General features: G+C 54.8%; 18 protein-coding genes and 1 pseudogene. 9 read left to right on the top strand and 10 right to left on the bottom strand.

Going from position 1 to position 24563, the window contains the following annotated elements:
* The 5 genes from ACT3RP_RS17505 to ACT3RP_RS17485 form a co-directional block, all read left to right on the top strand.
* Window positions 1-489: phosphopantetheine-binding protein (locus ACT3RP_RS17505; RefSeq protein WP_444624311.1), on the top strand; the 489-nt coding region annotated here is incomplete at its 5' end.
* Window positions 486-1451 carry an alpha/beta fold hydrolase gene (locus ACT3RP_RS17500; protein WP_096278047.1) on the top strand — a complete coding sequence of 322 codons (966 nt, stop codon included), beginning with the start codon at window positions 486-488 and terminating at the stop codon, window positions 1449-1451. The genes ACT3RP_RS17505 and ACT3RP_RS17500, both read left to right, overlap by 4 nt.
* Complete coding sequence (locus tag ACT3RP_RS17495) at window positions 1448-2596, top strand: KR domain-containing protein (protein ID WP_096278049.1); 1149 nt, start codon at window positions 1448-1450, stop codon at window positions 2594-2596. The genes ACT3RP_RS17500 and ACT3RP_RS17495 overlap by 4 nt, the downstream gene beginning before the upstream one ends.
* Window positions 2593-4542: a saccharopine dehydrogenase NADP-binding domain-containing protein gene (locus tag ACT3RP_RS17490; RefSeq protein WP_096278051.1), complete on the top strand. Its 1950-nt coding sequence runs from the start codon at window positions 2593-2595 to the stop codon at window positions 4540-4542. The genes ACT3RP_RS17495 and ACT3RP_RS17490 overlap by 4 nt, the downstream gene beginning before the upstream one ends.
* 56 nt (window positions 4543-4598) lie before the next feature.
* Window positions 4599-5378, top strand: coding sequence for a class I SAM-dependent methyltransferase (locus ACT3RP_RS17485; RefSeq protein WP_176483369.1), 780 nt, complete (start codon window positions 4599-4601; stop codon window positions 5376-5378).
* Between the two features lie 69 nt (window positions 5379-5447).
* Here the strand turns inward: ACT3RP_RS17485 and ACT3RP_RS17480 are convergent, their stop codons facing one another.
* The 4 genes from ACT3RP_RS17480 to ACT3RP_RS17465 are packed head-to-tail and all read right to left on the bottom strand — an operon-like array spanning window position 5448 to window position 12200.
* Window positions 5448-7172: an ABC transporter ATP-binding protein gene (locus ACT3RP_RS17480; RefSeq protein ID WP_096278055.1), complete on the bottom strand. Its 1725-nt coding sequence runs from the start codon at window positions 7170-7172 to the stop codon at window positions 5448-5450.
* Window positions 7163-8929, bottom strand: a complete 1767-nt coding sequence (locus tag ACT3RP_RS17475; RefSeq protein ID WP_096278058.1) for an ABC transporter ATP-binding protein — start codon at window positions 8927-8929, stop codon at window positions 7163-7165. The genes ACT3RP_RS17480 and ACT3RP_RS17475 overlap by 10 nt, the downstream gene beginning before the upstream one ends.
* Complete coding sequence (locus ACT3RP_RS17470) at window positions 8926-10161, bottom strand: MFS transporter (protein ID WP_096278060.1); 1236 nt, start codon at window positions 10159-10161, stop codon at window positions 8926-8928. Before ACT3RP_RS17470 ends, ACT3RP_RS17475 begins: the two co-directional genes overlap by 4 nt.
* 2 nt (window positions 10162-10163) lie before the next feature.
* Complete coding sequence (locus ACT3RP_RS17465) at window positions 10164-12200, bottom strand: TonB-dependent receptor (RefSeq protein WP_096278062.1); 2037 nt, start codon at window positions 12198-12200, stop codon at window positions 10164-10166.
* Window positions 12201-12322: 122 nt separating this feature from the next.
* Here ACT3RP_RS17465 and ACT3RP_RS17460 point away from each other — a divergent pair, with 122 nt between their 5' ends.
* Window positions 12323-13243, top strand: coding sequence for a helix-turn-helix domain-containing protein (locus tag ACT3RP_RS17460; protein WP_096278064.1), 921 nt, complete (start codon window positions 12323-12325; stop codon window positions 13241-13243).
* Between the two features lie 39 nt (window positions 13244-13282).
* Here the strand turns inward: ACT3RP_RS17460 and ACT3RP_RS17455 are convergent, their stop codons facing one another.
* The 4 genes from ACT3RP_RS17455 to ACT3RP_RS17440 form a co-directional block, all read right to left on the bottom strand.
* Window positions 13283-13906: a 4'-phosphopantetheinyl transferase family protein gene (locus ACT3RP_RS17455; RefSeq protein ID WP_176483370.1), complete on the bottom strand. Its 624-nt coding sequence runs from the start codon at window positions 13904-13906 to the stop codon at window positions 13283-13285.
* 509 nt (window positions 13907-14415) lie between these two features.
* Complete coding sequence (gene idi / locus ACT3RP_RS17450; protein WP_096278068.1) at window positions 14416-14940, bottom strand: isopentenyl-diphosphate Delta-isomerase; 525 nt, start codon at window positions 14938-14940, stop codon at window positions 14416-14418.
* Between the two features lie 126 nt (window positions 14941-15066).
* A complete protein-coding gene (locus tag ACT3RP_RS17445; RefSeq protein WP_096278070.1) occupies window positions 15067-15399 on the bottom strand; it encodes a UbiA family prenyltransferase in 333 nt (110 codons plus the stop codon).
* A gap of 684 nt (window positions 15400-16083) precedes the next feature.
* On the bottom strand, window positions 16084-16539 hold the full coding sequence (locus ACT3RP_RS17440; RefSeq protein ID WP_096278072.1) for an META domain-containing protein: 456 nt from the start codon (window positions 16537-16539) through the stop codon (window positions 16084-16086).
* A gap of 264 nt (window positions 16540-16803) precedes the next feature.
* Here ACT3RP_RS17440 and ACT3RP_RS17435 point away from each other — a divergent pair.
* Both ACT3RP_RS17435 and ACT3RP_RS17430 read left to right on the top strand, forming a co-directional pair.
* Window positions 16804-17785, top strand: a pseudogene (locus ACT3RP_RS17435) (phytanoyl-CoA dioxygenase family protein).
* 118 nt (window positions 17786-17903) lie between these two features.
* Window positions 17904-18569: a fumarylacetoacetate hydrolase family protein gene (locus tag ACT3RP_RS17430; protein WP_096278074.1), complete on the top strand. Its 666-nt coding sequence runs from the start codon at window positions 17904-17906 to the stop codon at window positions 18567-18569.
* 104 nt (window positions 18570-18673) lie between these two features.
* On the opposite strand, the gene speA is transcribed toward ACT3RP_RS17430, so the two are convergent.
* A complete protein-coding gene (speA, locus tag ACT3RP_RS17425) occupies window positions 18674-20602 on the bottom strand; it encodes a biosynthetic arginine decarboxylase (RefSeq protein WP_096278076.1) in 1929 nt (642 codons plus the stop codon).
* A complete protein-coding gene (locus tag ACT3RP_RS17420; RefSeq protein ID WP_096278079.1) occupies window positions 20599-21558 on the bottom strand; it encodes a homoserine kinase in 960 nt (319 codons plus the stop codon). The genes speA and ACT3RP_RS17420 overlap by 4 nt, the downstream gene beginning before the upstream one ends.
* A gap of 201 nt (window positions 21559-21759) precedes the next feature.
* Here ACT3RP_RS17420 and polA point away from each other — a divergent pair, with 201 nt between their 5' ends.
* Entirely contained in the window at window positions 21760-24549 is a 2790-nt protein-coding gene (polA, locus tag ACT3RP_RS17415; protein WP_442352057.1) for a DNA polymerase I, read from the top strand.
* The last annotated feature ends 14 nt before the right edge of the window (window positions 24550-24563 follow it).

Genomic DNA, 24563 nt, shown 5'->3' with positions numbered 1-24563 from the left:
GCAGGCGACGAGGCGTCGTTCCTCGCGGCTCTGACACATTCGCTGGAGCAGGCGCTGCCGGACTACATGATTCCGGGTCACCTGCTGGTACTGGATGAATTGCCGCTGAGCGCCAATGGCAAGGTCGATCGCGTCGCGATTAGCCGTCATTTGCAGGCATTGAGTCAGGAGTCACTATCACTCGAATCTCCGCGTCAGGGGCTAGAGACAGATATCGCTAACACCTGGCAAGCGGTGTTGAACAACGATGATATCGGGCGTAACCAGGACTTCTTCGCTTTGGGCGGCGATAGCCTGAGTGCGACTCGCATTGTGGTGGCCCTACAGCAGCGATTCGGCAAGGAAAGCCTGTCACTGCGGGAGTTTTATGCCAGCGCGCCAACTATTGCCGCGTTGGCTCGCCATATCGAGAGTCATGCGGCGGTTGCCTCAACGTCACCGGCATCCTCCCAAACTGCTCAGGTTCTGTTTGAAGAGGGCGTGTTATGAGTTCTACCGAGACGCAATACCTTTCGGCATTTATCCAACAGCTTAATGACAGCGGCATCCAGATCTGGCATCAGCAGGGCGAACTGCGCTTTCGGGCACCGGTTGGCGCATTGCGTGATGAATGGCGAGAGACACTCAAAAGGCGCAAGCAGGACGTGTTGAAGCATCTTGAAAAGGTCGCGAGAGACCAAGCTGCGAGTTGGTTTCGTGCTTGGCAGCCAAGGCACGAGCCTCGGCAACGACTTATCTGCCTGGCCCATGCTGGTGGTGCCGCCAGCTTTTTTCGGGAGTGGGGGAATATGCTGCCTCAAGACATAGAGGTGGTCTCGGTACAGTACCCAGGGCGAGAGGAGCGAATCGAAGAATTGCTGATCGATGATCTACCAAGGCTGATTGCGCAGTTGGCCAATGCTCTGGTCTGCATGCCGCAATGGCTGGACCGGCCTTACGCGTTGTTTGGCCATAGTATGGGAGGCGCCGTGGCCCATGAGCTTTGCCTGGCGCTGCGCGAGCGAGGCCTCCCTCTACCTACCCACTTACTGGTATCCGCTTGCGAGGCGCCGTCGCGGCGCAAAGATGAGCGCTTTCATCTTGTCTCTGATGCCGCCTTACAGGACGAAATCTCGCGCCTTGGCGGTGCCAGCGCGGATTTCGTTAGCTCGTCGGAATTGATCGAGTTGGTCCTGCCGGTCATCCGCAGCGATTACCAACTTATTGAAACCTACCGACCGGACCCAGACCGTATCCCGCTTGATATGCCTATCACAGCGCTGACGGGCGATGACTACGGAGAGCTGGACCCTGCCGATGCTCGCGCTTGGTGCGAGGAGACCACTCACGCCTTCCAGCACCTTGAGTTCACGGGAGGGCACTTTTATCTGATAGGCCAGCGACGGGCAGTGTTGAGTGAGATCGACGGCCTGATCCGGTCTACGCACGACGCGGGGAATTCAACAGCATGAGTTTAACGAAGACCGAACAGCCCGTTTTGATTCTGGGTGGGCATGGCCGAGTGGGATACGAGGTACTGCGGTACCTGATCGACCATACGTCGGCGCCCATCCAACTGGCTTCCCGGAGCAACCCGGCGAGCGATTACCTGGATTTGGCAGAGCATGCACATCGCCTTCAGGGAATCGCACTGGATGTTCATGACGCCGACGCCCTTCAAGTCGCGGTAGGCAACGCACGCTTGGTCATTGCTTGTATCGGGCCGTCCGGCGTGATTGGGGATCGGGTCGCCAAAGCCTGTGCCCGAGCCGCCGTTCCGCTAGTCGATGCCGGGGGGTACGATCCGCTGTTGAAAGCTCTGGAACAGGAAGAGCGCGATACGCCTGCGAAAGTGCCCTTGATCATTAGTGTTGGACTGATGCCGGGTTTGACCGGTTTATTTCCCCGCTACGTGATGGAGCAGACCGCACATGGGCGCGGCGTGAAGCGTTTGGAAAGTTACTGCATCGGTCGCGATGCTTGGACCTACAATTCCGCCTGGGACATCGTGCACAGCTTGGGTGATTTCGGACAGAATCGTGGCTTCCCCATCATTCGCGATGGTCAGCACCAGACGGTGGGGTTTTTCAAGGCGACGCGAAAAGTCCGATTTGAGGGCAATGCCAAACCGGTTACAACGATGCTCATGCCATCAGAAGAGCTGGCTCGCCTGGCCAGGCAGGCCAATGTGGCGGAAGCTCGCGCCTATGGCAGTAATGTCGGGCCACGGGCAGCGTGGGTCTGTGGGTTGGCCAAGGTATTAGGGGCCTACCGGACGCCGCGTGGTATCGAGCGCGCGGCGCGTTGGCTAGTGCGTGCCTCCGAGGCGGATATGAAGCGTTTACCGCCGATATACCAACTCAACGTTAATGTGGAATATGTTGATGGTGAGCAGGTCAGCGCAACCTTGCAGATCGAGGATACCTACCGCGCCACCGGTGCGGTGGTCGCTATCGCCGCGCGTGAGGTGCTCGCGGGTATCGAAATGCGCAAGGGTGTTCAGATGCTGCACGAGGCGGTAGATAGCCAGCGTTTCATGGCATTGCTCGAGGCAGAAAATTTGGTATCGGTCGCCTGGTCAGGGACCCTGAATAATGCTCAGGAGTATCGAGTATGACGGCGTCCGATCGCGTTTTCGTGAGCACGCCGCGTATCCTGGTCATCGGTGGCACAGGAGAAACCGGGCGTCGCATCCTGCAATCCCTGCATGCGCACCACCCTGATTGGCCATTGACCTGTGCGTCGCGAAGCGGTGGCCTCCCCGCGGATCTCCCAGCTTCGATCCATGAGGCTGCACTGGATGTGCATGATGCTGAGGCGCTACATGCTGTGCTCACACATCACGACCTGATCGTGCTTGCCGCAGGTCCGATGGATGTGCTGGGAGCGTGCGTGCACGAAGCGTGTCTGGAGGTGGGCGTCGACTGTGTGGACATCAATGACAGCTTGTCGGCAGCGGATGCCATCTTTGCTCTCCATGCCAAAGCCGAAGCACGTCACTGCCGGTTACTGACCGGAATGGGGCTGACGCCTGGGCTGTCGGGCTGGTTGCTGATGAAGCTGATAGGTGAGAAAGCATCCGCAAAAGGGGTCTATCGCAGCAGATTCTATGCCGGCGCTGCCTATGGGGGTGGGATGGCAAGCCCTCATATACTGCTGGACAGCTTTGCACCGACACAAACGCAATGGTGTGATGGCCAGCGTGTGACGCAGCGATCTCCGCGCAGCGATGCGCATTGCCTGTTCCACTTCCCAGGGAAACCGAAAGCGTTGCCCTTATTCCCTTATTCGGCCCCTGAAATTGCCGGTCTATCAGCGTCTCGGCCGAGGGGGGGGAAGAGAGATCAAGTGACAGATTCATGGGATGGCGCGGTCCGAACGCTGGACTATCGCTATCACATTCAATTCCTGACACCTCGCATGGCTTCTGTATTTGGTCGACTGGACCGGGTGAGGGGTATGCGCCGCTGCCTGACCTCGATGTTTTACAAGAGTGGGCAGTCGATGAAACATCGTAAGCAGGCGGATCATGACTGCAGCCTATGGGTCTATCCTGATGATCGACCCGAGGCGGGTTGGGTGTTGCACGGGGAAATATCCTCGTATGACTTCACGGCACTGAGCGCTTGCGCGGCTGTAGAAGCATTGCTCGAAGCGGATGTCAAAATACCCCCAGGGGTATACGGCATGGAGCAGTTGCCCGAGAAGGCCTTGGCAAGCGTTGAGGCCTCCTTGCGTGGCTATGGCATCAGCGCACGGCGTGGAGATGATCTCGAACGCCCCGACGATCCATTGCCGTTCGGCTGGTGCAGTGTCGTGAATGGTGAGGTGCAAGCACTACGCCATTACGGGCAGTGTTGGTACGACATTGAACCCCACCCCCGCATGAAGTCACTCCAAGTGTCGTATTTGAAGCAGTCGGCGATCTGGGCGGCATTGCAGGCGTCGTTGTCGAAGTCCGCTTTTGCCGGTTTTGTCGCACGCTTTTTATGGCGATGGCAGCGTCACCACGCGGGTCTGAAGGAGTATCGACGTCAATATCTCGATCAAGCCGGCACGTGGGCGCGTATCACTCGGGACGTGAGCATGTTTACCGCTGGATATAGTCTCGCCCGTGATGTGCTGGGGCAGGAAAAAGCGCTGGCTGGGTACCGGCGTATGTTTGCTGAGACCGGGCGTATGGAGATGCGTTGGCTGTGGCCGTCACCTGAAGTCATCGCGGTTGTGGAAGCGCCTCGTGAAGCCGTTTGGCACTATTGGTCGGCTTTTGTGGAGCGCTATCGGGCTCTGGGATTATTGCAGGCGCAAGTGACTGACAATAGCCTCGATATTCAACAGTGTGCGTTCGCCGAGATGTTCACCCATTTGGGCTGCCCGGAACTCACCAGCCTGATGCGCGACATGGAGCGGGAGGCCCTTGAGCACCTGGGGTCGCTTGTGGATGTACGCATCGACTGGCAGGCAGGTGATGATGGGCAGGCCCGAGTCCGAGTCATTGATGCCAATCCTCAACGATCTGACGTTCGTGTCTTGTCATCTTCGCGAAAAGGAATTCAAATATGAAAACTGCCATCGATACGGCCCAAATTATCCCGGCCTTAGCCGGTGTTCCCGAGACGATGTTGTGGACCATATGGACACGCTCGGCTTATGCACAAGGTCCTGACAGCTTGCTGCATGATCCACTGCTGATCGATCTGATGGAGCGTATCGACTACCCGTTTCCGGAGCACTTCGGGCGCCCCAGCGCGATCCACGCCATTCGCTCACGCTATGCAGACGAGCGTATCCGTGACTTTCTGAAACGTAGCCGGGGGGCTGCCGTGGTGGTGTTAGGCGAGGGGCTGGAAACTCAGTTTTGGCGAGTTGATAACGAGACGGTGCAGTGGTATTCCGTCGATTTACCTGAATCGATAGCCATTCGGCGGGAACTGCTCCCCTCGCATCCTCGTAATCACCTGCTTGAATGCTCGGCACTCGACTTTACGTGGATGGAGCGTATCGAGGTGGCATCTCGACAGCCTGTGTTCATCAGCGCGGCTGGGTTGCTGATGTACTTTTCCGAAGGGCAGGTCGTCGACATGTTCCAGGAAATCACTCGCCGCTTCCCAGGCGGTGGGGAGATATTCTTTGACACCATCCCTCCCTGGTTTTCACGCAAGACCCTCAGGGGTTGGCGCATGTCTCCCCACTACACTGCGCCACAGATGCCGTTTGGATTGGCGCTTGGCGACTTGCCGGCACTCATCGCTCGTGTACCCCAACTGCATTTGCTGACGGCTCTCAACTACTCTCAGCCGTACCCCGCGCACATGCGCTCCTTTAATCTGTTGTCGCGCATTCCCCTGATCCACCGTCGTCTCGCTCCGGGACTGATCCACTGTCGATTCGGGGAATGACGTATCGCGAGGCTTGGACATCGCCAGACGGCGGTGTCTTCTCGCTATAGTCCCTGCTCCCTACTCGTTTTAGTCCTGTCTTTCCTGCGCCCACAGATGGGCGTAAAGAGGAGAGTGGCCCAGCAGCCAGGCATGATCGCCTTGTGCGACCAACTCGCCTTCCGCCATGACCAGAATGCGGTCTGCATGCCGAATGCCGTTGAGCTTGTGGGCAATGATGATAACGGTGCGACCCTGTATCAGACAGGATAGCGCCTGATGGATCGAACGTTCGGTTGTGGCATCGATACTGGCCGTGGCCTCGTCGAGCAGAATGATTGGGGCATCCTTGAGCAAGGCGCGTGCAATCGAAAGACGTTGGCGTTCGCCGCCAGAAAGGTTGCTGCCGTTTTCCTCCAATAGGGTGTCGTATTGCAGTGGCAAGCGCGAGATGAACTCATGCGCCTGCGCCTGACGTGCCACCTGCTCAATGTCCTCACGGCGGGCATTGGGGGCGCCTGCGCGCAGGTTCTCGAGGATACTGCCTGAGAACAGTTGTGCGTCCTGGAAAACCATTGAGACGTATCGAGGTAAATGTTGGCTACCGATGTCTCGAAGGTCGACACCGCCGATGCGGATACTGCCTTCGCTGACGTCCCAAAGCCTGGCGATCAGCTGCAGCAAGGTCGTCTTGCCGGCGCCCGAAGGCCCTACGAGGGCATTCAGGCTATCTGACTCGAGTGTGAAGGAGAGGCCCTGAAGAGTGGGCGTTGAACTGTCGGGGTAGCAAAATTTAACCGCGTCGAATGTGATGTCGTAGTGCCCAGGCTGCTGGGGTGTCGCTGGCTGGGCCATGGGACGAACGGCGAGCAGTGCCCGGGTACGCTGCAGTGCCTGGTCGGCAAAGCGCAGCAGCAGAAAGGCCAGCCCGACCTCGTAAAGCTGCCGATAAACCGGCAGTGCGAGAATGGCAAACAACAGGATATTGTTCGAGGTCGTCTGGCCGGTCGACAGCAACTGAACACCTAAACCGATTGCGATGGCAAAGCCGATTTCCACGGCAAAACCAAATCCGCCGACAAGTGGTGCGGGCCAGACATCAAGCCGGATGGCGGCGCTCCGCAAGCGTGAAAATTGGTGAAAAAGGCGCACCCGATAAGCCTCTTGCTGCCCCAGGCTCCGTAGTACAGTCATGCCTTGTAGGTACTCCAGAAGCTCTGTATTGACGGCTGTGCTGACATTGGCCAGCTTGTCGCTTTGGCGCATCAGAACCCATTGCCCGCCTATCAGAAAGGCGAGCGCGATGGGCAGGCTGGTGAGCATCAGCAGGCCCAGTTGCCAATCCATCCACAGTAAAAACACGCTGAGGAGTGCCGGTACCAGTAATCCGCCACAGAAAACGCCGAGCGAATGTGACCATAGCTCTTCGATGATCTGGAGATCGCGAGTCAGGGTGGCGCTCAAAGCACCGCTGTGCTGCGAACTCAGCCAGCCAAGCGGTACCTCGCGAAGATGCGCTGCTATACGCAGACGCGCCTGGCCCATCATCGCGTAGGCACCTCGGAACAGTGCCGGTGTCGCGATATGCGCGCAGAATAGTCGAGCTATGAGCACAAGGAACAGGGCAATGCCCAGGGCTACCACCTCATCGAGAATAAGCGTCCCTGTCAGTAGTCGGTCGATCATGATGTAGATCAACGGATAGGGCAGGAAGGCGAAAATTGCCTCGGCGACCGACCATGCTAGGCCACGTCGTAAGCGGGGGTCGGTATAGCCGGCAAGTTCCTTGCCCGAGCGTAGAAAGTTCAGGAGCATTGAGGGGATTCGCCGTCGGGTAGGGGGGGGGGCCAACTCATGGTGGATTGTTGGTCTTGCCAGAGCTTTTGATAGACATGGCACTCAGCTAGCAGGTGATCGTGATGGCCCTGGCCCACGACACATCCGGCATCCAGCACGATGATATGGTCGGCTTGCTGGGCGGTGCGCAATCGGTGGGTTGTCATCACTACCGTACAGCCATCCTCTGAACCGAGCAGTGCTTGGTGGATCAGGTTGGCGTTGTCGTTGTCGGCGTGAGCCGTAGCTTCATCCAGCAGTAGCAGGCAGGGCTTGCGCAAAATGGCTCGAGCCAATGTCAGGCGCTGACGCTCGCCCCCCGATAGTTGTGCGCCACGCTCACCCAGCAGGGTGTCATAGCCTTCAGGGAGCCGCTCTATGAATGCATGCGCCTGAGCCAGTTTCGCCGCTTCGCATAGTTGATCCTCGGTGGCACTGGGGCAAGCCAGTAACAGATTGTCACGAATACTGCCTCGGAACAGGAAGACTTCTTGGGGGACGACACCCAACCGTTCGAGCAATGTTGATAGGGGCCAGTCTCGTAGCTCTCGTCCTGCCAGCAGGATGTCTCCATCGCTGATTTCATCCAAACAAGCTATCAGACGTAGCAGTGTTGTTTTGCCCGCGCCGGAGGCGCCAACGATAGCGGTTGTCTGGCCGGCAACCGCAGTGAAAGTGACATTGTCGAGAACGGTTCGGGCATCTCGCGTGAAGTAAACATTGCGCAATTCTAGTGTGTGAGGTGAGTCGAGAGGCGGCGGCGGTGCGTATTCGGCGACGGCCATGTCGGTGTTTTCCAGTAGTGCACTGATTCTCGCCAGGGCCGCATTGCGGCGCTGCTGTTCACCCAGTGCGAACGTCAGTCTCATCAGTGGCTGTAGCATCAAGGGTGCGATCAGCAAAAATAGCACCACTGTGGATGCTGAGACCTCGCCCCTGGCGTGGAGCCAGGCACCAAGCGGGGCCACCAAGATCAGGTTGGCGGAGAGCAGCACCACGAACCATGCCCAGCCGATCGACATTCGGCCCGAGTGACGATCCACCCAGGTCACGATGGCGTTGACTGTGTCGGCCAACTGGCCGAATGAGCGTGCGTCCAGCCCGAAACTTCGGATCATTGGCATCACACGCAGATATTCCAGTAGCCGAGTCGACATTCGGGTCTGCATGGCGTTCCAGTCATTGATCTGGGCTCGTCCGCCGCGCAGCATCAGAATTTGTATGACCACCGCGATGGGGAGTGGCGCCAGCGCTGCCAGCGCCAGCAGCCAGTTAGCGCTCAGTAGATAGGTAAAGGTGAACAGAGGAACGAAGATTGCAGCTGCGGCATCCGGCAGTGTGTGAGCGAGCATACCTTCGAGTGATCCCACATCGTCCATGACAACTTTTCGCAAATCAGCACTATTTCGGCCTGAGTTGCGGCTGAGCGGTGCGTTGGCGAGAGCATCGAGCAAGCGTAGTCGCAAACGGCAAATGACATCAAAGGCCCCCAGGTGTGCGAGGCAGTGGCTGATGGACATGAGGGTCCAGCGCAATAGAACTGCGAAAATCGCATAAAGCACCCAGTCCTGTACGGCATCCAGATCGGGTGTCGCGGCGGATAGCAGTTCGGCAATACGATAGAGACAGTAAAACGGCAATAGACTGGCCAGCCCTGAGAGAACCGCAAATAACGATGCGCTGCCCAGCGAGAAGGGGGCCATGGCCAACAGCGATAACAAGCCCCACTTCTTCATCGGCTCTCGCCCTGCAGCTCGATGCGGCTCAGGCAGCGAACAATCAGCACCCAGGCCAGAATGCCGATTATCCAGGCGCCGCCGAACGTTGGTAAATAACCAAAATGCTGCCCGAGGACGCCGACAATGCTGGCTCCAAGCATATTGGTCAGGCTCTCACAGCACTGCATAGTGGTGTAATCGGTGCCCGGTCGTTCAGGCGAGGCCCAGTTCATGAGTAGCGCCCAGACCGATACGTAGAATGCGCCTTCAAAAAGGCCCTGGAGGCCAAACAGCAGATAGTAGAGACGTAGTTCGTGCCAGCCTGATATTTCGAGCAGCAAGGCGACGCCGAGGAAAAGCATGGCCAGCGCACCTGCGATACCAACTGCGGATCGATTCCCACAGCGCCGGACCAGGGGAATGCCGATCACGATACTCCCCAGTGCCATGAAAGTGAGATTACTGGCTTGTAGTGCCCCGGCGGTGGAAAGATCCAGCCCACGGTCGATCAGCCAGGCTTTGATCAGCGTCGAGACTGCGGTGCTGGCGAGCTTGAACGACATGGCGATGAGAATCGCGAAGATCAGATCATCATGCTGAAGTAGGTCCTTCAGCTTCACGACTGCCGTAGGCGTTTGTGGCTGATGCCGCCGCCAATCACGGCGTAGCCACAACGGTAGATAAAGCGCCAGCATCAGGACAGCGAACACCAGCATCAGGCCGCTCCAACCTAAATAGGGGTGGACGATAAGCAACCCCCCTCCGCCAGCGAGCATCCCCATGATGAATCCGCCGACTTGCATGGCATTGGCGGGGCCAGCTCCTTTTCCCTGTAGCCGGCTGACGGCATAGGCGTTGGTGGCGATGTCCTGCGTGGCGCAGATCAGATTCAGCCCGACAACGCCCATCAGAATCAGCGCCAAGTCTGTCCTGAAGTCGAGTGTTGACATGCCTAGGCAGGCGATGGCCACGAGGGCCTGTGTGACAAACACCACTCTTGAGATCCCAGCCTTGCGACAGAGGTTGTCGATATGGCTGGCCCACAGGAATTTTAGTGCCCACGGAAGAAATGCAAGCCCGACCCATCCGATCTGTGCCATGCCATGACCGCTATGGCGGATGAGCGTCGGGAGTGCCTCGAAAGCGAGCCCCATGGGTAACCCCTGGGCAAAATACATCAGTGCCAGGGCGAGGTAATCGCTGAGGCGTCGATGGTGGACCGCCTCCCGCAGAGGGTGAGTATCAGACACTATTAGAAGTCCATGCTCAGGCTGATGCCAACGGTTCGTGGAGCGCCGGCCACGAAGGTATCGCTGAGGGCACGGGTAAAATATGTCTCGTCCGAAAGATTTTTTCCATAAAGGCCGACAGCCCAGTTATCGAAGCGATAACCCACGTTGGCATCGATCAGGGTGAAGGCATCGTTGGTATGATGGCTATCGGGGTAGAGGAAGGACTGAGCCTGCCGGACTGCGGAGAGCCCCAATGACCAATGATCACTAGGCTCCCAGCGCGCCGAGATGCCCTGGCTGTTACGTGGTGCATTAGGGAACTGAGTGCCGGCGTAGTCAATGCCGCCCGTTGCGTACTCGTCGTACTCGGCTTCCACCCAGGCCGCAAATGCCTGGAGTTCTACGGAGTCCCAGGGGCGTAACGTGGCGCTAAGCTCCACGCCAGCATTATGCGACTTCCCCGCGTTGTCAGTCAGACTTTGGTTCTGGTCGCCAATGAGCACGACCTGCTGGTCGCGTAGTCGGGTATAGAACACGTTACCCTCAACTTCCCAGACCCCCTTGGCGTCACGTAGTCGATAGCCGAGCTCGGCGTAGTTGCCATACTCTGGTGCATAGGATTGACTCGCAGAGTCGGCATCAGTGGCATAAACGTTGAATCCAGAAGCCTTGTAGCCTCGAGCCAGGGTTAGCCAGGAATAATGACGATCATCAGGCTGGTATTCGAGGGTCAGTCGGGGTAGGACAACGGTGTCACGAACCTCGAGATTATCGAGGCGTTGCTGTTGAGAGAATCCGTCACCGGCTTGTAGACTCGTCCAGCCCATCTCTCGTCGATTATGCTCTGCGCGTAGCGCGGCAGCGATGCGCCATTCCGGCTGGAGGTGCCAGCCCAGCTCCCCGAAACCTGCTGCGGTATTGCCTGTCACATCCGCCGTGGTGGAGCTAACGAATGCTGGACCCATGTCGTACAAGTAGGGAGCTTCGCGTTCGAGATGGGACGCATAGCCACCCACCAGCCAGTCGAAATCGCCAGCAACGCCCGAGAGACGCGATTCGGCGCTGAACTGGCGTGTCTTCGCATCAAAACCGTTTTTGGCGCCCAAGGCTGAGTCCGGCATCCAGTAATTCCAGTTGCTCTGACTTCCACCTAATAGCACCACAAGATTGCGATCATTATCGAGCTTTCGGCGATATTCTCCCGACACTAGCGTGTACTCGATATCATTACGACCCGGTGTGGTGTTATCCGACTGATGATGGCTTGCCAATGATTGAGCAGTAAAGTAGTCATTGCCGCCGCGACTCTGAAAATGATGCAGCCCCAAACGCCATTCACCATCATTGTCATCGATGTGTAGCAGCTTGATTCGTCCAAAGCCACTGCGCCAATCGGCGCCCTCGTTATTCAGTCGCGCATTTTCGGTGTAGCCGTCGGACTCCTCTCCACCGGCGACCACGCGCACGGTGGTGCGATCACTGAGAGGGAGGTCGCCGGCGACTTCGACACGTTGGCGCTGATAGCTTCCATAGTCCAGTTGGAGATGCCCTCCCGCCTCGAATCCTGGATCCCGGCTGCGTAGTGCGACGACCCCCCCCATGCTGCCTTGCCCATACAAAGTGCTCTGTGGACCGCGCAGAATTTCAACTTGCTCCAGATCGAAAGGCTGGCCGAGCGCCATCCCTGTGACGGGAATGCCGTCAATGAAAGTGCTGGTGCTGGTGCTATCGGATTCGTCGTCTGAAAACCCCAGGCCGCGAATAGTCAATTGGGGTGTGCTTGGCGCATACGCAGTGAGATAAGTATTCGGCGTACGTACGGCAATATCGCCCATATTCTCGTAGCGATAGGTTTCGAGCGGGCCGCTGTCGATAATGCTAACACCGTTAGGTGTGTCGAATCTGGTAGTCCCCTGCTTGGATGCCGTCACGTTCAGTACCGGCAATACCGCGGGGGCGTCTCGCTCTGCAGAATCATTCACGTTCTGGGCTAGGGCAAGACTGGGGATACAGTGGGCAACGATCAGCAGGGCTCTGGAGAGTGGGGTACGGCGCATGGTGGGATCCTGGAGGGTAAAGGCCAACAATACCTTGCATAATATTGATTCTCATTTATAGTTCTACTCCAAGCAGCCACTTAAATGCCCTCATCGGTATTTTACTCACCAGGATTTCCTTGATGTCTGAATTGAGAGTTGTCGACCTTACGGGTTTGTCGCCGGTGGACTTCTTGGGGAAAAAACGGATATGGCCGGGCACACCTCAAAAAATGGGGGCCTATATGAGCGATTCGGGACTGCAGAGCTTTGCGAGCCGCCGTGACTATATTGGCCCGGTTGATATCACCGTGTGCGATTCGGATCCTCGCATTCATCTCAGCGTGTGGCTGTGTGATGGCGTGGAAATCCGCGCCGGCGGGGTGGCAAGAACTATCAATGGATTAGATTCAGTTGCCGGGTATCTGCCCGGCATTCCAATAGAAACTCGCGTCCAGGGTAAGGCACATCATGTTGGCTTGATGTTCAGCCCCGATACCTTGCGTACGCTTGCAGGTGATGATGGTGAAAGGTTCTTCGAGAGGCTGCACCGACATGCCGGATTGCATATTGCCCCTTGTGACTCACAGACCCTGCGAACGGCGCACGAATTGGACCAACTGCTTCTCTCAACAAGTCCGGCCAAGTTATTATGTGAAGCCAAGAGCTTGGAGTTGTTGGGTTGTTTCCTATTGCGACAGCAATCCTGTGCTGCTATCAGTAAGGCGGATAAAGAGCGCCTACGGCACGCAAGGGAATTATTGTTGAGCGATATTGCCAGCCCCCCTACGACTGCCGAACTCGCACGTGCCAGCGGAATCAATACACTAAAACTGAAACGCGGCTTCAAGGTTTTGTACGGTTTTCCTATCCACACGTTTTATCAAAAAGAGCGTATGCGAATAGCCTGGGAACGGGTGCATGAAGGAGAGATGAGTATCACGGAAATCGGGGCGTCAGTGGGATATCATAATCTAAGCCACTTCAGCGCGGCTTTTGTACGACAGTTCGGTATGTTACCGAGCACTGCAAGAAAGCTCGCAAGAACCTTCCTTGTCGAGTGAGATATTTCGTTGCAATATGCCCTCAAAAATCTGAGATATTCAGGATGGCGCACTCGGAATTTTTTCAATGGCAACGACGCTAAAAATCAGGTCATTGACCCAATTAAAATAGGCATCAAATCGATAAGGGGACAGCCACTGAAGCCCCTGGCCGGGGTTGACGCGTAAGCTGGCCTGACCGCTTCGGTCCCAGTGTGTGATTTCCATCTCCTTGAAGTCAAGCCGCTGTTTTATTGATGGATAGAGCGCCTTGAAAAGACTTTCTTTGAGAGAAAATGCTGATGCAATAAAAGCTTCTGAGCTATCTGTTTTGCTCTTCCCCAGGTGTCGTCGTTCGCTGGTGGTTAAAATTTCATAACTGATTTCTGAAGCTTCCAATAGGGTCAGTTTCCTCTCTATATCGATTCCTATCCCCATATAACGTTGCCGCGGGGCGGCTATCGCCGCCGCGTACCCATTGCTGTGACTAATGGAGCCTACGTAGCTGTCCGGCCAGAATGGGGCACCATCAATATCGATACCAGGTGCGGCAAGCGATGGGTCGAATTTATGCAGCGCCCCGCGAGCACAGAGCCTTCCAGCGAGGAATTCGGCTTGACGCTTTCGGGCAGCCGACTGCAACGTCGGTGGCATTGTTATGTTGCACGCTTCCGGGTCTTGCACACTGAAATCCTGGGGGGCAAAGCGGTATGCGACAAGGTGAACATCACGCCAATGCATCGGCCAAGGCCAGAAATTAGCTAAGGGAGTGCAGAAGCTAGGGTGAAGGGAAGATGAAAAATGTGACTTGATAAGGCGTTGTGTCATAAGGATATTTTATCTAATTAGGATGATTTATAGTTAAGTTTATTTTGGATTTGCTACTTTTTTAGCGAGATCAGCCGGCGAGCATAACCCCGGACTTGACCCAGGAGTGTCACAAGGATTTCCTTCAGGAAACGGAAAAGACGATCAGTAAGTCACTGATAGACTGTAGTGGTCAACTAGTCCCGGGCAGTAATTTAAGATTTGGAGTGCCCCAGATTTCCGGACACGTCGAAGCCTCACGCTAAGGGTGTCTAGAATACTCGGGGCGATTCACCATTGCGTCCGACACAGCCGCGCCGCGACTGGGCGGGAGGATTGCCGAGGATGAAACGCCTGCATAATCCACGCGCCGACTCATTGTGCATCTAACGTATGTATAACTGTAAATGACTGTTCTTTAACTGCATGGACATCCATGGGCTGATTAGTCTTGGCGCATGCGCTACGAGTTCCAGTACCAGCCTGTAATGAACCCACTGGTAGTCCATTGCTTCATCAGGATTGAGTACGGGTGTTGTACTGGTTTTTGCAATAAAAACAGGGCAATACTCATTCTCTTTTATGCCGTTTGTATCTGTCGCTTCATATCTGAAAGAGTTGTCGATAAGCTGAATATCTTGAGCGTCTATGCCTAGTTCCCATTGGCCACGCCGATGCACCGCTGAAGATAGCGATTCATCTGGCAATGGGTGGCCACAAAATGAGTTACTCCACACCCCCGGCCATGCTTTCTTGTTTAGTGATCTACGGGTCATCAGTAGCTCGTTCTTGTCATTCAGCAGGTAGCAGGAAAACGCCAAGTGTAAGGGTGTATTCGTGGTATGTACTTTGCTTTTAGGCATTACGCCACAGGGGGCAAGGCTTTCATTCAACAGCACAACTTGTTCCATGGAGTTTCCTTAGAATGAGTAGGTTATGAAGGATGCACAAATAACGGTGTACCAGTATTCCACTAGCCGGAACGACAGGTGATCGTGATCGCGCGATGGGTTTCTTCTGAACATACGGACAACGATTCACAAAAGGAGGGCAGCGCTAGTCAGCTCGAAACCAAGACTCGCGAGTGGGAGTGGAGCGCCAGGTGGACGATTAAATATCGCGACGTGGGCTATAAGAAGATAGACAAGACAGACCTGAGCAATGCTTAGGCGTGGTCTGCGGGCACCGATCCGAATGGGTAGCGTTACCCTGCCAACTCTTCTGTCCCCTTCAACATCGCGGAAATCCTGAATCCCGAAGAGCAATGTCATCATTATAAATATGTTAAGTAGCCACACTCCAATATCTAGCAGAGGTACGCCTGCGATGATGGCGGCTGGAAGCTGGGTTTGTATGCCAATACTGACCAATAAACACTTGAGTCACCAATGTCTACGACAGCCAGTATAGCTATAGAGCCAAGCGAGGCCAAATCATAGCAGTGCCCATCGCTCTACATTGAGTAGAAAGGCATAAGCGATGAAAGGCGCAGAGATGATAACGGCGCGTTTTTCCCCTGTTTTAGTGTAATGGCGCCTGCAGGTAGCGGTCTCTCGGGTTTGTGGATCCTATCTTCTTCTTATGCCAAAAATTTGGCTGTTTATCTCGAATACATCAATAAATAAGGAAAAGTAGCTACAAGCAATTGTCGTGTTGGCGATTATTAATGATGGTGGTTGATTTGTCGCAACATTTAAGCCAAATGAGAATAGCGTCAGTGGGGAAGCTGTCGTCCATATGTCGGTGCGAATGAATCGCCAGGAAAGCCATGCTTCAAAAAACGGGGTTCACCGCTTTGATGTAATCTCTATAGCTACTTGATTAATTTGATAAATATCTTTATTCGTAATCAATAGCTCCTGGGTTCGGTTCCTAGTGTCCAACACTTAAAATGGATAAAAGAAAAGCATTAGAGAGTTCAAAAGTGCTATCTGAAAAAAAATGGCTTTTTTGTATTTAAGACTTCTATAAGGCACCTCTTTTATCCATGTCCATCATGTTAATAGGCTTGTTTTTAATATAATTATATTGTCCCTAATGTAATGAAGTTGTTGTTAAAAAAGATGCACTGCTTCAAAGCTGGCAAGCTGTTCGTCACTATCTCCGAATAGTATCAACTTATTTCCATTCACCTCCCACTCCACAACCTGCCTGAGAGCGACCAATAAAGCGTGCTCGGTTTCCATTTGCTGTGCGGGGCAGGCCATCATGGTGGTGGCGATTTGGCTGAATGTGATGTGCTTATTCTCAAGATGGTAACTGCCCATCAGCGTATTGCAGCCGGTAGCACCCGCCAGACGCGAAGCATCTTGGTGAAGAACCAGGTGGGCTTCACGGACATTCTCTCGCGTCACGACAGACTGGTCGCCTAACGTGGCAAGCTTCCAATACGTATTGATCAACGATTCATTAGGCATTGTGGCAGGTGGCTGAGTATTCATCGCAGCTGTGCAGCCTGCCGTTATTAGTAGCGTGCCGGTCAACCAGTAACGCGCTAATGGGTGTTTCAATGTGTTATTCCTTGTTCAATTATTTACAAAGGTTATTACCATTTTCGTTAAATAAAATTACTTCAGTAGCGCTTAATAGTCTGGATGTTGCTTAAAAAAGCATCCTTCAGTTTTTTTCATGTAACCTACATTATCAAACCGGTAACCGCTCCTTGCGAGGAAACTTTAGTCAACTAGGCTGCCCTCTGTAGAGTATCTTAATTGTGCATTTATAAATATGTAAAGAGTTCGATCTGTAACCTAATCATACAAGGAGTGGATTAGATGACAGTCAAAAGCACACCGCTAAATTCTGTAACCGCCCATAAGCTCTATAGCGAAATGGCCGATACACCTAATGTTCACGGCAAACAGGCTGAACGCACACAGGCACAAGATCCTTACCCGTCGCGCTTGGCTTATATGCCCGAGAAGCGCTGCAGCCGCGCCAAGATGCGGTCGTTAAGGGGCACCAGTTGCCTGGCCCCTTAAGTCAGGCACAGCTCGATGAGTTCGAGCGTAAAGGTTTTTTATTCATCCCTAATCTCATTGAAGGTACTGAGCTTGATGAACTGCGCCGGAAAATGCAGGTGCTAATGAGTAACGATGACTATCGTAATGAGGACTTCATTACTGAGCCAGCGAGCCAGGAAATTTGTTCACTGTTTGCGGTACATTTCCTGTCTGAGCGCTTAGGTAAGCTGGCGAGCGATGAGCGGGTCGCGGGCGCAGTGCGCCAAATTATTGGCGACGACCCTTATGTGCATCAGTCTCGAATCAATTATAAACCGGGGTTTGCCGGTAAAGGCTTTAACTGGCACTCCGATTTCGAGACGTGGCACTCTGAAGATGGCATGCCCGCGATGCATGTGGTTAGTGCATCGCTGATTCTGACCAACAACCATGAGTTCAACGGCCCATTAATGCTGATCCCTGGCTCACTCAATAAGTTTTTGCCATGCCAGGGGGAGACGCCGGAAGATAACCATAAAAGCTCACTGAAAGCCCAGGAAGTGGGGGGGGGCGAGCCCTGAAGCGCTTTCACTGAGTGAGTGGCTGAACACGGTATTGAAGCACCCAAGGGTAAAGCCGGTGGCTTATTACTCTGCATGCCTCGAATGCTAATCTGTCGCCAGACCCGCGTAGCAACGTGTTCTTTGTGTTTAATCGTTCCGATAATTGCTGTGGTGAACCTTATGCGGCGGCTAAGCAGCGCCCGGATTTTCTGGCCCACAACCCGAGTAAGCAGGCGCAGCAACATCGATAATAGTCGTAGGGAGGATAAATTCATGGCTGAAGGGTGTGGAACCTTAGTATAGGTGGGGTAAACTGTTGCGCCTGTCGTTACGAAAGCGACACGCATAATGAGAAGGAGAATACCCGCCATGAGTTTTGTTCTACAGTTTACAGATGGTCAGGAATTTCCCCACGCGCTGGGCAAAGTCATCTGCATCGGCCGTAATTATGCCGCACACGCGAAAGAATTAGATAATCCTATTCCCACTGAGCCTCTGCTGTTTATTAAGCCGTCGACCAGCGTGGTGGATTTAACCAAGCCGCTAGATCCGCCTTTTTCACGTGGCGACGTCCATTATGAAGCAGAGCTTGCGCTGCTGGTAGGCGAAACGTTAACCCATGCTACTCAAGATGAAGCCGAGCGCGCCATCGTGGGGATTGGTTTGGCGATGGACCTGACGCTGCGTGATGTTCAGGCAAAGCTTAAAGAGAAGGGGCATCCTTGGGAAATTGCCAAGGCCTTCGATGGCGCTTGCCCGCTGTCGCCTTTTTTGCCGCTAAGCCGCGTTCCCAACTGGAACGCGCTGCGATTTACGCTTGAAATTGACGGGGAAGAACGCCAGCACGGTGAAGGCGCCGATATGATTTTCGCCGTTCCCACGCTGGTTGCAGAAATGAGCCGTCACTTTACCCTAGAGCCAGGCGATGTCATTTTGACCGGCACGCCGTCAGGCGTCGGTGAGTTGGTGCGTGGCTCATCGTTGCGCTTTACGTTGACCGGTGGTTTGGAAATCGAAACCAGCGTTGTTGAGTAATCAGTGATTGAATAAACGCTACAGCTAAGCCCAATAGCAACGCCACCCTGGATTAGGGTGGCGTTGCTCGTTTGGAACGTTGTAAACCGCTTATTTACAGCGATCTATTCAAGATAGGTGTATCCCTCAAGGCCTTCGCTTAAGCTCGCCGCAAAGTGCGCCTGCTCATCGGCAGAAAAGCCGCTAGCTGCGAGCTGGTCGGTTAGCTTTTGCTTGAGCACATTGGCATTGAAGTTTACGTACGCCAGCACGTCTGCGACCGAGTCACCTGCCTGCGGGTTCGAAAGCATCCATTCGCCGTCTGCATTGAGCGCGGCATCGACAGAGTCGGTGTCGCCAAACAGGTTATGCAGGTCGCCGAGAATTTCCTGGTAGGCACCCACCAAGAAGAAACCAAGCCAGCGCTCGTCATCCGACGTCCACTCTGGCAGTGGCAGCGTGCTTTCTACCCCCTGGCCGTCAACGTAGCTGTCGATTCGGCCGTCGGAATCGCAGGTGATATCTTGAATGACGGCTCGGCGAGTGGGCGCTTGGTCCAGCCCGCTGAGGGGGAGCACCGGGAAAATCTGCTCAATGCCCCAAACATCAGGTACCGACTGGAAAAGCGAGAAGTTAACAAACAGCTTGTCGGCGAGCTTTTCCGCCAGCTCATCCATGATTTCGCGATGGGCGCGATTGCGGGTATCAAGCTGGGTACGCAGCCGCGCGCAGGCCGCCATGTAAACGCGTTCGCCTTCAGCGCGAGCGGTGATATTGCTTAGCCCCATCACAAAGCGATCCTGCAGTTCACTCACGGCTTGCAGCAGGTCATGCCATGCTTCGACCAGCATGCGCGGCTCTTGAGTGGTCGCTAACTGCTCGAACACTCGCCACAGTAGCTCTACTTGAGGATCTTCTTGGCTTTCCTCTGAGGCATGACGCTCCGGTAGCGTGTCGTCTATACGCTCTTCACCAATGACATTGGTGATAAGCACCGCGTGGTGGGCGGTTAGCGCACGGCCGGATTCACTGATCAGATGAGGCTGTGGCAGCCCCGACTCTTGGCAGAGCTGAGCAAAAGCACTCACCACGTTACGCGCGTATTCGCGCATCGAGTAGTTGGCCGAGCAGAAGCTGCGCGAGCGCGTGCCTTCGTAGTCGATGCCTAAGCCGCCGCCGACGTCCACGGTGTCGATGGGCGCACCTAGTTCCATCAGGTTTTGGTAGAAGCGCGCGCACTCGCGCAATCCGCGTTGAATATCACGAATATTGGCGATCTGAGAGCCCAGATGAAAGTGCACTAGCTGCAGGCTTTCCAGCGCATCCTGATGGCGTAAGGTGTCTACGACGTCAAGAATCTGGCTGGCGGTCAGTCCAAATTTTGACTTTTCACCGCCAGTGTTCTGCCATTTGCCTTTGCCAACGGAGGCTAGGCGTGCGCGCAGCCCGATACGGGGCGTCACCTCCAGCTCACGCGCCTCTTCTAAAATCAGCTGCAGCTCAGAAAGCTTTTCGACCACGAGATATACCTTATGGCCAAGCTTTTCACCCAGCAGCGCTAAACGTACATATTCGCGATCTTTGTAGCCGTTGCAGACAATCAGCGAGGAGCCACCGTCGGAAAGCGCCAGTACGGCTAGAAGCTCTGGTTTGCTGCCTGCCTCCAGCCCCACGCGGCCGTTACCGCGCTCGGCGGTGGCTAAAATTTCTTCGACCACACGACGCTGTTGGTTCACTTTAATAGGGTAAACCGCGGTATAGCCGCCCTGGTACTCGCAATCGCTCATCGCAGAATCAAACGCGCCGCAAAGCTGCTCAACGCGATCGTGAAGAATATCGCTAAAGCGCACCAGTACCGGCAGGCGCAGCCCGGCACTTTGCAGTTGGCGAACCAGTCCGCTCAATGGCAGGGCGGGGCCTTCTGCATCGCTACCCAGCGGGCGTACGAGGGCTTGGCCAGCGTCGTCGACATCAAAATAGCCGCTGCCCCATTGATCGATATTCCAGGTGCGCCGAGCGCGCAGCGCGGGGCTAGTAGTGGCCATCACACTCATCCAGAAACCTCAGGCAGCGGCAGTGCGCCATGGGCAATGCGCGCATGTAAAATAGTACGAAAACGCTCGGGATCATGAGGCGTCAAATCGTGGGCTGGTGGGTCAACGTAGACCACCAGTAAACGCGACAGCCAATAGCGCAGCGCTGTCATACGTAGCATGGTAGGCCATAGTTCTCGCTCCGCTGTGGTTAACGGGCGGCGCGCTTGATAGGCGTTCAATAAGGCATTGTAGCGCTCTGCGTTGAGCGTACCATCCTCGTTAGAGGCCCAGTCATTGATCACTATCGCAAGGTCAAACAGCAAGTCACCGGTACAACCGTTGTAAAAATCAATGATACCGCCAAGCTGGTCACCCTCAAAGAGCGTATTGTCGCGAAATAGATCACCATGCAGGGCGCCTTGAGGCAGCTCATCGTGCTGAATAAAGGCGCTCTCAAAATCGTCGACTTCATTTTTCATCAACGTTTGATCCGCAGGGCTTAAATAGCTCAGCACCTTGTGGTGCATCACCTGTAGCCAAGTCAGGTCGCGCGGGTTCGGGCGGTGACCGTGAAAGTGCTTTGACACCACGTGCAGGCGACCCAATGTATCGCCCAAGGCTTGGCATTGGGCTAGATTAGGCGCTTCTGGATGGCGGCCAGGCAGGCGCGGAAATAACAGGGCCGGTTTGCCTTCAAGGCAATGAAGGGCAATGCCTTCACGATCATGAATCGTACCAGGCACCGGTAAACGGTGTTCGTCTAAATAATCCAACAGTTCGACAAAAAATGGCAGCTCTTCATGCTCACCCTGTTCGAACAGAGTGAGCACCAGTTCGCGGCGCTCGGTGGTCACAAAAAACGTCGAGTTTTCAGTGCCGCCTGCCACGCCCTGTAAGGAAACGAAACTACCAACATCAAATTTTTCTAAAAACGCGGCGACCTGTGCGTCGCTAAGCGGGGTAAATACAGCCATGAGAGTCTCGCCCAGGTTGCTAAGCCCACTATTGTAGCGGCTTGAAAGCTCAGTTGGCAGCGTTGTTGTAACCGTTATAAATAGAGATGAGGTGGATTGGCTCTGCAGGTAGTCTGTGCAACGCGTATTATGGGGGGAATTCTTTTAGCAATTCTTTTTAACGCATTTTTTTAGCACTTTTTTCAATAATGGAACTTGGTTATGGCTCGCGCTCCGATCGTCCTTGTAGATGGCTCCTCGTATCTTTACCGTGCATTTCATGCGCTGCCGCCGCTAACGACCTCTAGTGGTCAGCCTACCGGGGCGGTGAAAGGTGTGTTGAACATGCTCAAGCGGCTGATCAAAGATTATCCGCAAAGCCCCATGGCAGTGGTGTTTGATGCCCCGGGTAAAACCTTCCGCGATGATATGTACAGCGACTATAAGGCTCATCGGCCACCAATGCCTGATGACCTGCGCAGTCAAATTGCCCCGTTGCACGCCTGTGTGAAGGCGTTGGGCTTGACGCTGCTGTGCATTGAAGGCGTGGAAGCAGACGATGTGATTGGTACCTTAGCTCACTATGCCACTCAGGCCGGGCGCGATGCGGTGATCTCCACGGGCGATAAGGACATGGCGCAGTTAGTGAATGCCCATATCACGCTGGTGAATACCATGAAGGATGAAACCCTGGACGAGTCAGGGGTAGAAGAGAAGTTCGGTTTGCCCCCTGCGCTGATTATCGATTTTCTCGCCCTGATGGGTGACAAGGTCGATAACATCCCCGGCGTACCCGGTGTGGGCGAAAAGACAGCGATTGGGCTACTGCAAGGTATGGGGGGCGGGCTTGAGACTATCTATGGTGATTTGGAACGCGTCAAAACGCTTACCTTCCGGGGCGCGAAAACCCTGCCCAAGAAGCTTGAAGAGCATCGCGATCAAGCGTTTCTCTCCTATCAGTTGGCCACCATTAAAATCGACTGCGATTTGCCGGTGGGCTTGGATGATCTGGATATTGCCCATCCTGACCGCGAAGCGCTGGTTGCGCTATATAAAGAGATGGAGTTCCGCCAATGGCTAGGTGAACTGCTGGACGGAAAAGACGAGGGTGTGGATGACGTTAAAGGTGGCGAACCTGTGTCCGCTAGTGCGGGGGAAGTGGATAGCGAGTCCGAGGTGTCACGCGCGTCTGTACAAGCATCTGTGCGTGAAGATCACATCATTCTGGAGCAGGCAGACTTCGAGCGCTGGCTTGAGCGGCTGCAAAATGCAGAGTGCTTCTGTTTTGATCTGGAAACCACCAGCCTCAACTATATGGATGCGGAAATTGTTGGCGTTGGGCTGGCACTGGCAGCGGGTGAGGCAGCCTATATCCCCCTTGCCCATGACTATCTGGATGCCCCCCAACAGCTTGATCGAAAAGCGGTATTGGCGGCGCTAAAACCGCTGCTGGAAGACCCGGAAAAGACCAAAATTGGCCAAAACCTCAAGTACGATATTTCGGTATTGGCCAACTACGCCATCTCTGTGGCAGGCCCTTTTTCCGATACCATGCTGGCTTCCTATGTGCTCAACTCCACCGCCACGCGCCATGATATGGATTCGCTGGCGCTGAAGTATTTAGGTGAAAAGACCATCTCGTTTGAAGAGATTGCCGGTAAAGGCGCTAAACAGCTGACCTTTAACCAAATTGCCTTGGAGCAGGCCGCGCCTTACGCCTGCGAAGATGTCGATATCACGTTAAGGCTTCAGGGGGCACTACGCCCTCAGGTCGAAAACGAAGGGCGCCTGGCAGCGGTGCTAGATCATATTGAGCTGCCGTTGATCAAAGTACTCTCTCGCATCGAGCGTAATGGCGTTGCCGTGGATGCTGAGCTACTGCACAAACAGAGCCAGCAGCTAGAAAAGCGTATTGGCGAGTTAGAGCGCGAAGCATTTGCGCTCGCCGGGCGTGAATTTAACCTGGGCTCCCCCAAGCAGCTGGGGCAGATTCTGTTTGAAGAGCAGAAAATTCCGGTGCTTAAGAAAACACCCAAAGGGGCACCTTCGACTGCTGAAGGTGTGTTGGAGGAGCTGGCGCTGGATTACCCGCTACCCAAGGTCATCATGCAACACCGAGGCTTGGCGAAGCTTAAATCCACCTACACGGATAAGCTGCCTCGCCTGCTCAATAAAGCCACCGGGCGAGTACATACTAGCTATCATCAGGCGGTTACCGCGACAGGGCGGTTATCATCGTCAGACCCCAATTTACAAAATATCCCCATTCGTACCGAAGAAGGTCGCAAAATCCGCCAGGCGTTCATTGCCCGGCCCGGCTATCGCATTGTGGCCGCCGACTACTCGCAAATTGAGCTGCGCATTATGGCGCACCTTTCAGAAGATAAAGGGTTGCTGGAAGCATTTGCTGAAGGGCGCGATATCCACACCGCCACGGCGGCGGAAGTTTTCGGTACCTCGCTTGAGAAAGTGTCCGGTGACCAGCGACGCAGCGCCAAGGCGATCAACTTCGGGCTGATCTATGGGATGAGTGCCTGGGGGCTTTCGCGCCAGCTGCACATTGATCGCAATCAGGCCCAAACCTACATTGATCGCTACTTCGACCGTTATCCTGGCGTGGCGCGTTACATGGAGCGCATTCGCGCCCAGGCGGCTGAAGATGGCTTTGTTGAAACCGTACTGGGTCGGCGGCTGTATCTACCGGAAATTCATTCACAGAACCGTAATCGCCGCCAAGGCGCTGAGCGCACCGCGATTAATGCGCCGATGCAGGGCACAGCCGCCGATATTATCAAGCAGGCCATGATTGATGTGGATGCGTGGTTAGCGGAAGGCGAGTTTGATGCGCTGATGGTGATGCAGGTGCACGATGAGCTGGTGTTTGAGGTGGCTGAGCAGCATGTCGATACGTTTATCGAGCAGGTTCAAGCACGTATGCAGGGTGCTGCCAAGCTAAAAGTGGCGCTGATTGTGGAAGCCGCAAGCGGTGCTAACTGGGATGAGGCACACTAAGGTGATGCGTATGT

Source organism: Halomonas sp. AOP5-B2-8, from assembly GCF_052376475.1.
Lineage (GTDB): Bacteria > Pseudomonadota > Gammaproteobacteria > Pseudomonadales > Halomonadaceae > Vreelandella > Vreelandella casei.
The sequence above is the reverse complement of the archived record's forward strand: the minus strand, read 5'-3'. Positions and strand labels throughout refer to the sequence as shown.

What these genes read in the sequence shown, in the direction of transcription:
- ACT3RP_RS17500 (WP_096278047.1), top strand. Translation starts at nt 486, where the DNA reads ATGAGTTCTACCGAGACGCAATACCTTTCGGCATTTATCCAACAGCTT.
- ACT3RP_RS17495 (WP_096278049.1), top strand. Translation starts at nt 1,448, where the DNA reads ATGAGTTTAACGAAGACCGAACAGCCCGTTTTGATTCTGGGTGGGCAT.
- ACT3RP_RS17490 (WP_096278051.1), top strand. Translation starts at nt 2,593, where the DNA reads ATGACGGCGTCCGATCGCGTTTTCGTGAGCACGCCGCGTATCCTGGTC.
- ACT3RP_RS17485 (WP_176483369.1), top strand. Translation starts at nt 4,599, where the DNA reads ATGTTGTGGACCATATGGACACGCTCGGCTTATGCACAAGGTCCTGAC.
- ACT3RP_RS17480 (WP_096278055.1), bottom strand. Translation starts at nt 7,172, where the DNA reads ATGCTCCTGAACTTTCTACGCTCGGGCAAGGAACTTGCCGGCTATACC.
- ACT3RP_RS17475 (WP_096278058.1), bottom strand. Translation starts at nt 8,929, where the DNA reads ATGAAGAAGTGGGGCTTGTTATCGCTGTTGGCCATGGCCCCCTTCTCG.
- ACT3RP_RS17465 (WP_096278062.1), bottom strand. Translation starts at nt 12,200, where the DNA reads ATGCGCCGTACCCCACTCTCCAGAGCCCTGCTGATCGTTGCCCACTGT.
- ACT3RP_RS17460 (WP_096278064.1), top strand. Translation starts at nt 12,323, where the DNA reads ATGTCTGAATTGAGAGTTGTCGACCTTACGGGTTTGTCGCCGGTGGAC.
- idi (WP_096278068.1), bottom strand. Translation starts at nt 14,940, where the DNA reads ATGGAACAAGTTGTGCTGTTGAATGAAAGCCTTGCCCCCTGTGGCGTA.
- ACT3RP_RS17430 (WP_096278074.1), top strand. Translation starts at nt 17,904, where the DNA reads ATGAGTTTTGTTCTACAGTTTACAGATGGTCAGGAATTTCCCCACGCG.
- speA (WP_096278076.1), bottom strand. Translation starts at nt 20,602, where the DNA reads ATGAGTGTGATGGCCACTACTAGCCCCGCGCTGCGCGCTCGGCGCACC.
- ACT3RP_RS17420 (WP_096278079.1), bottom strand. Translation starts at nt 21,558, where the DNA reads ATGGCTGTATTTACCCCGCTTAGCGACGCACAGGTCGCCGCGTTTTTA.
- polA (WP_442352057.1), top strand. Translation starts at nt 21,760, where the DNA reads ATGGCTCGCGCTCCGATCGTCCTTGTAGATGGCTCCTCGTATCTTTAC.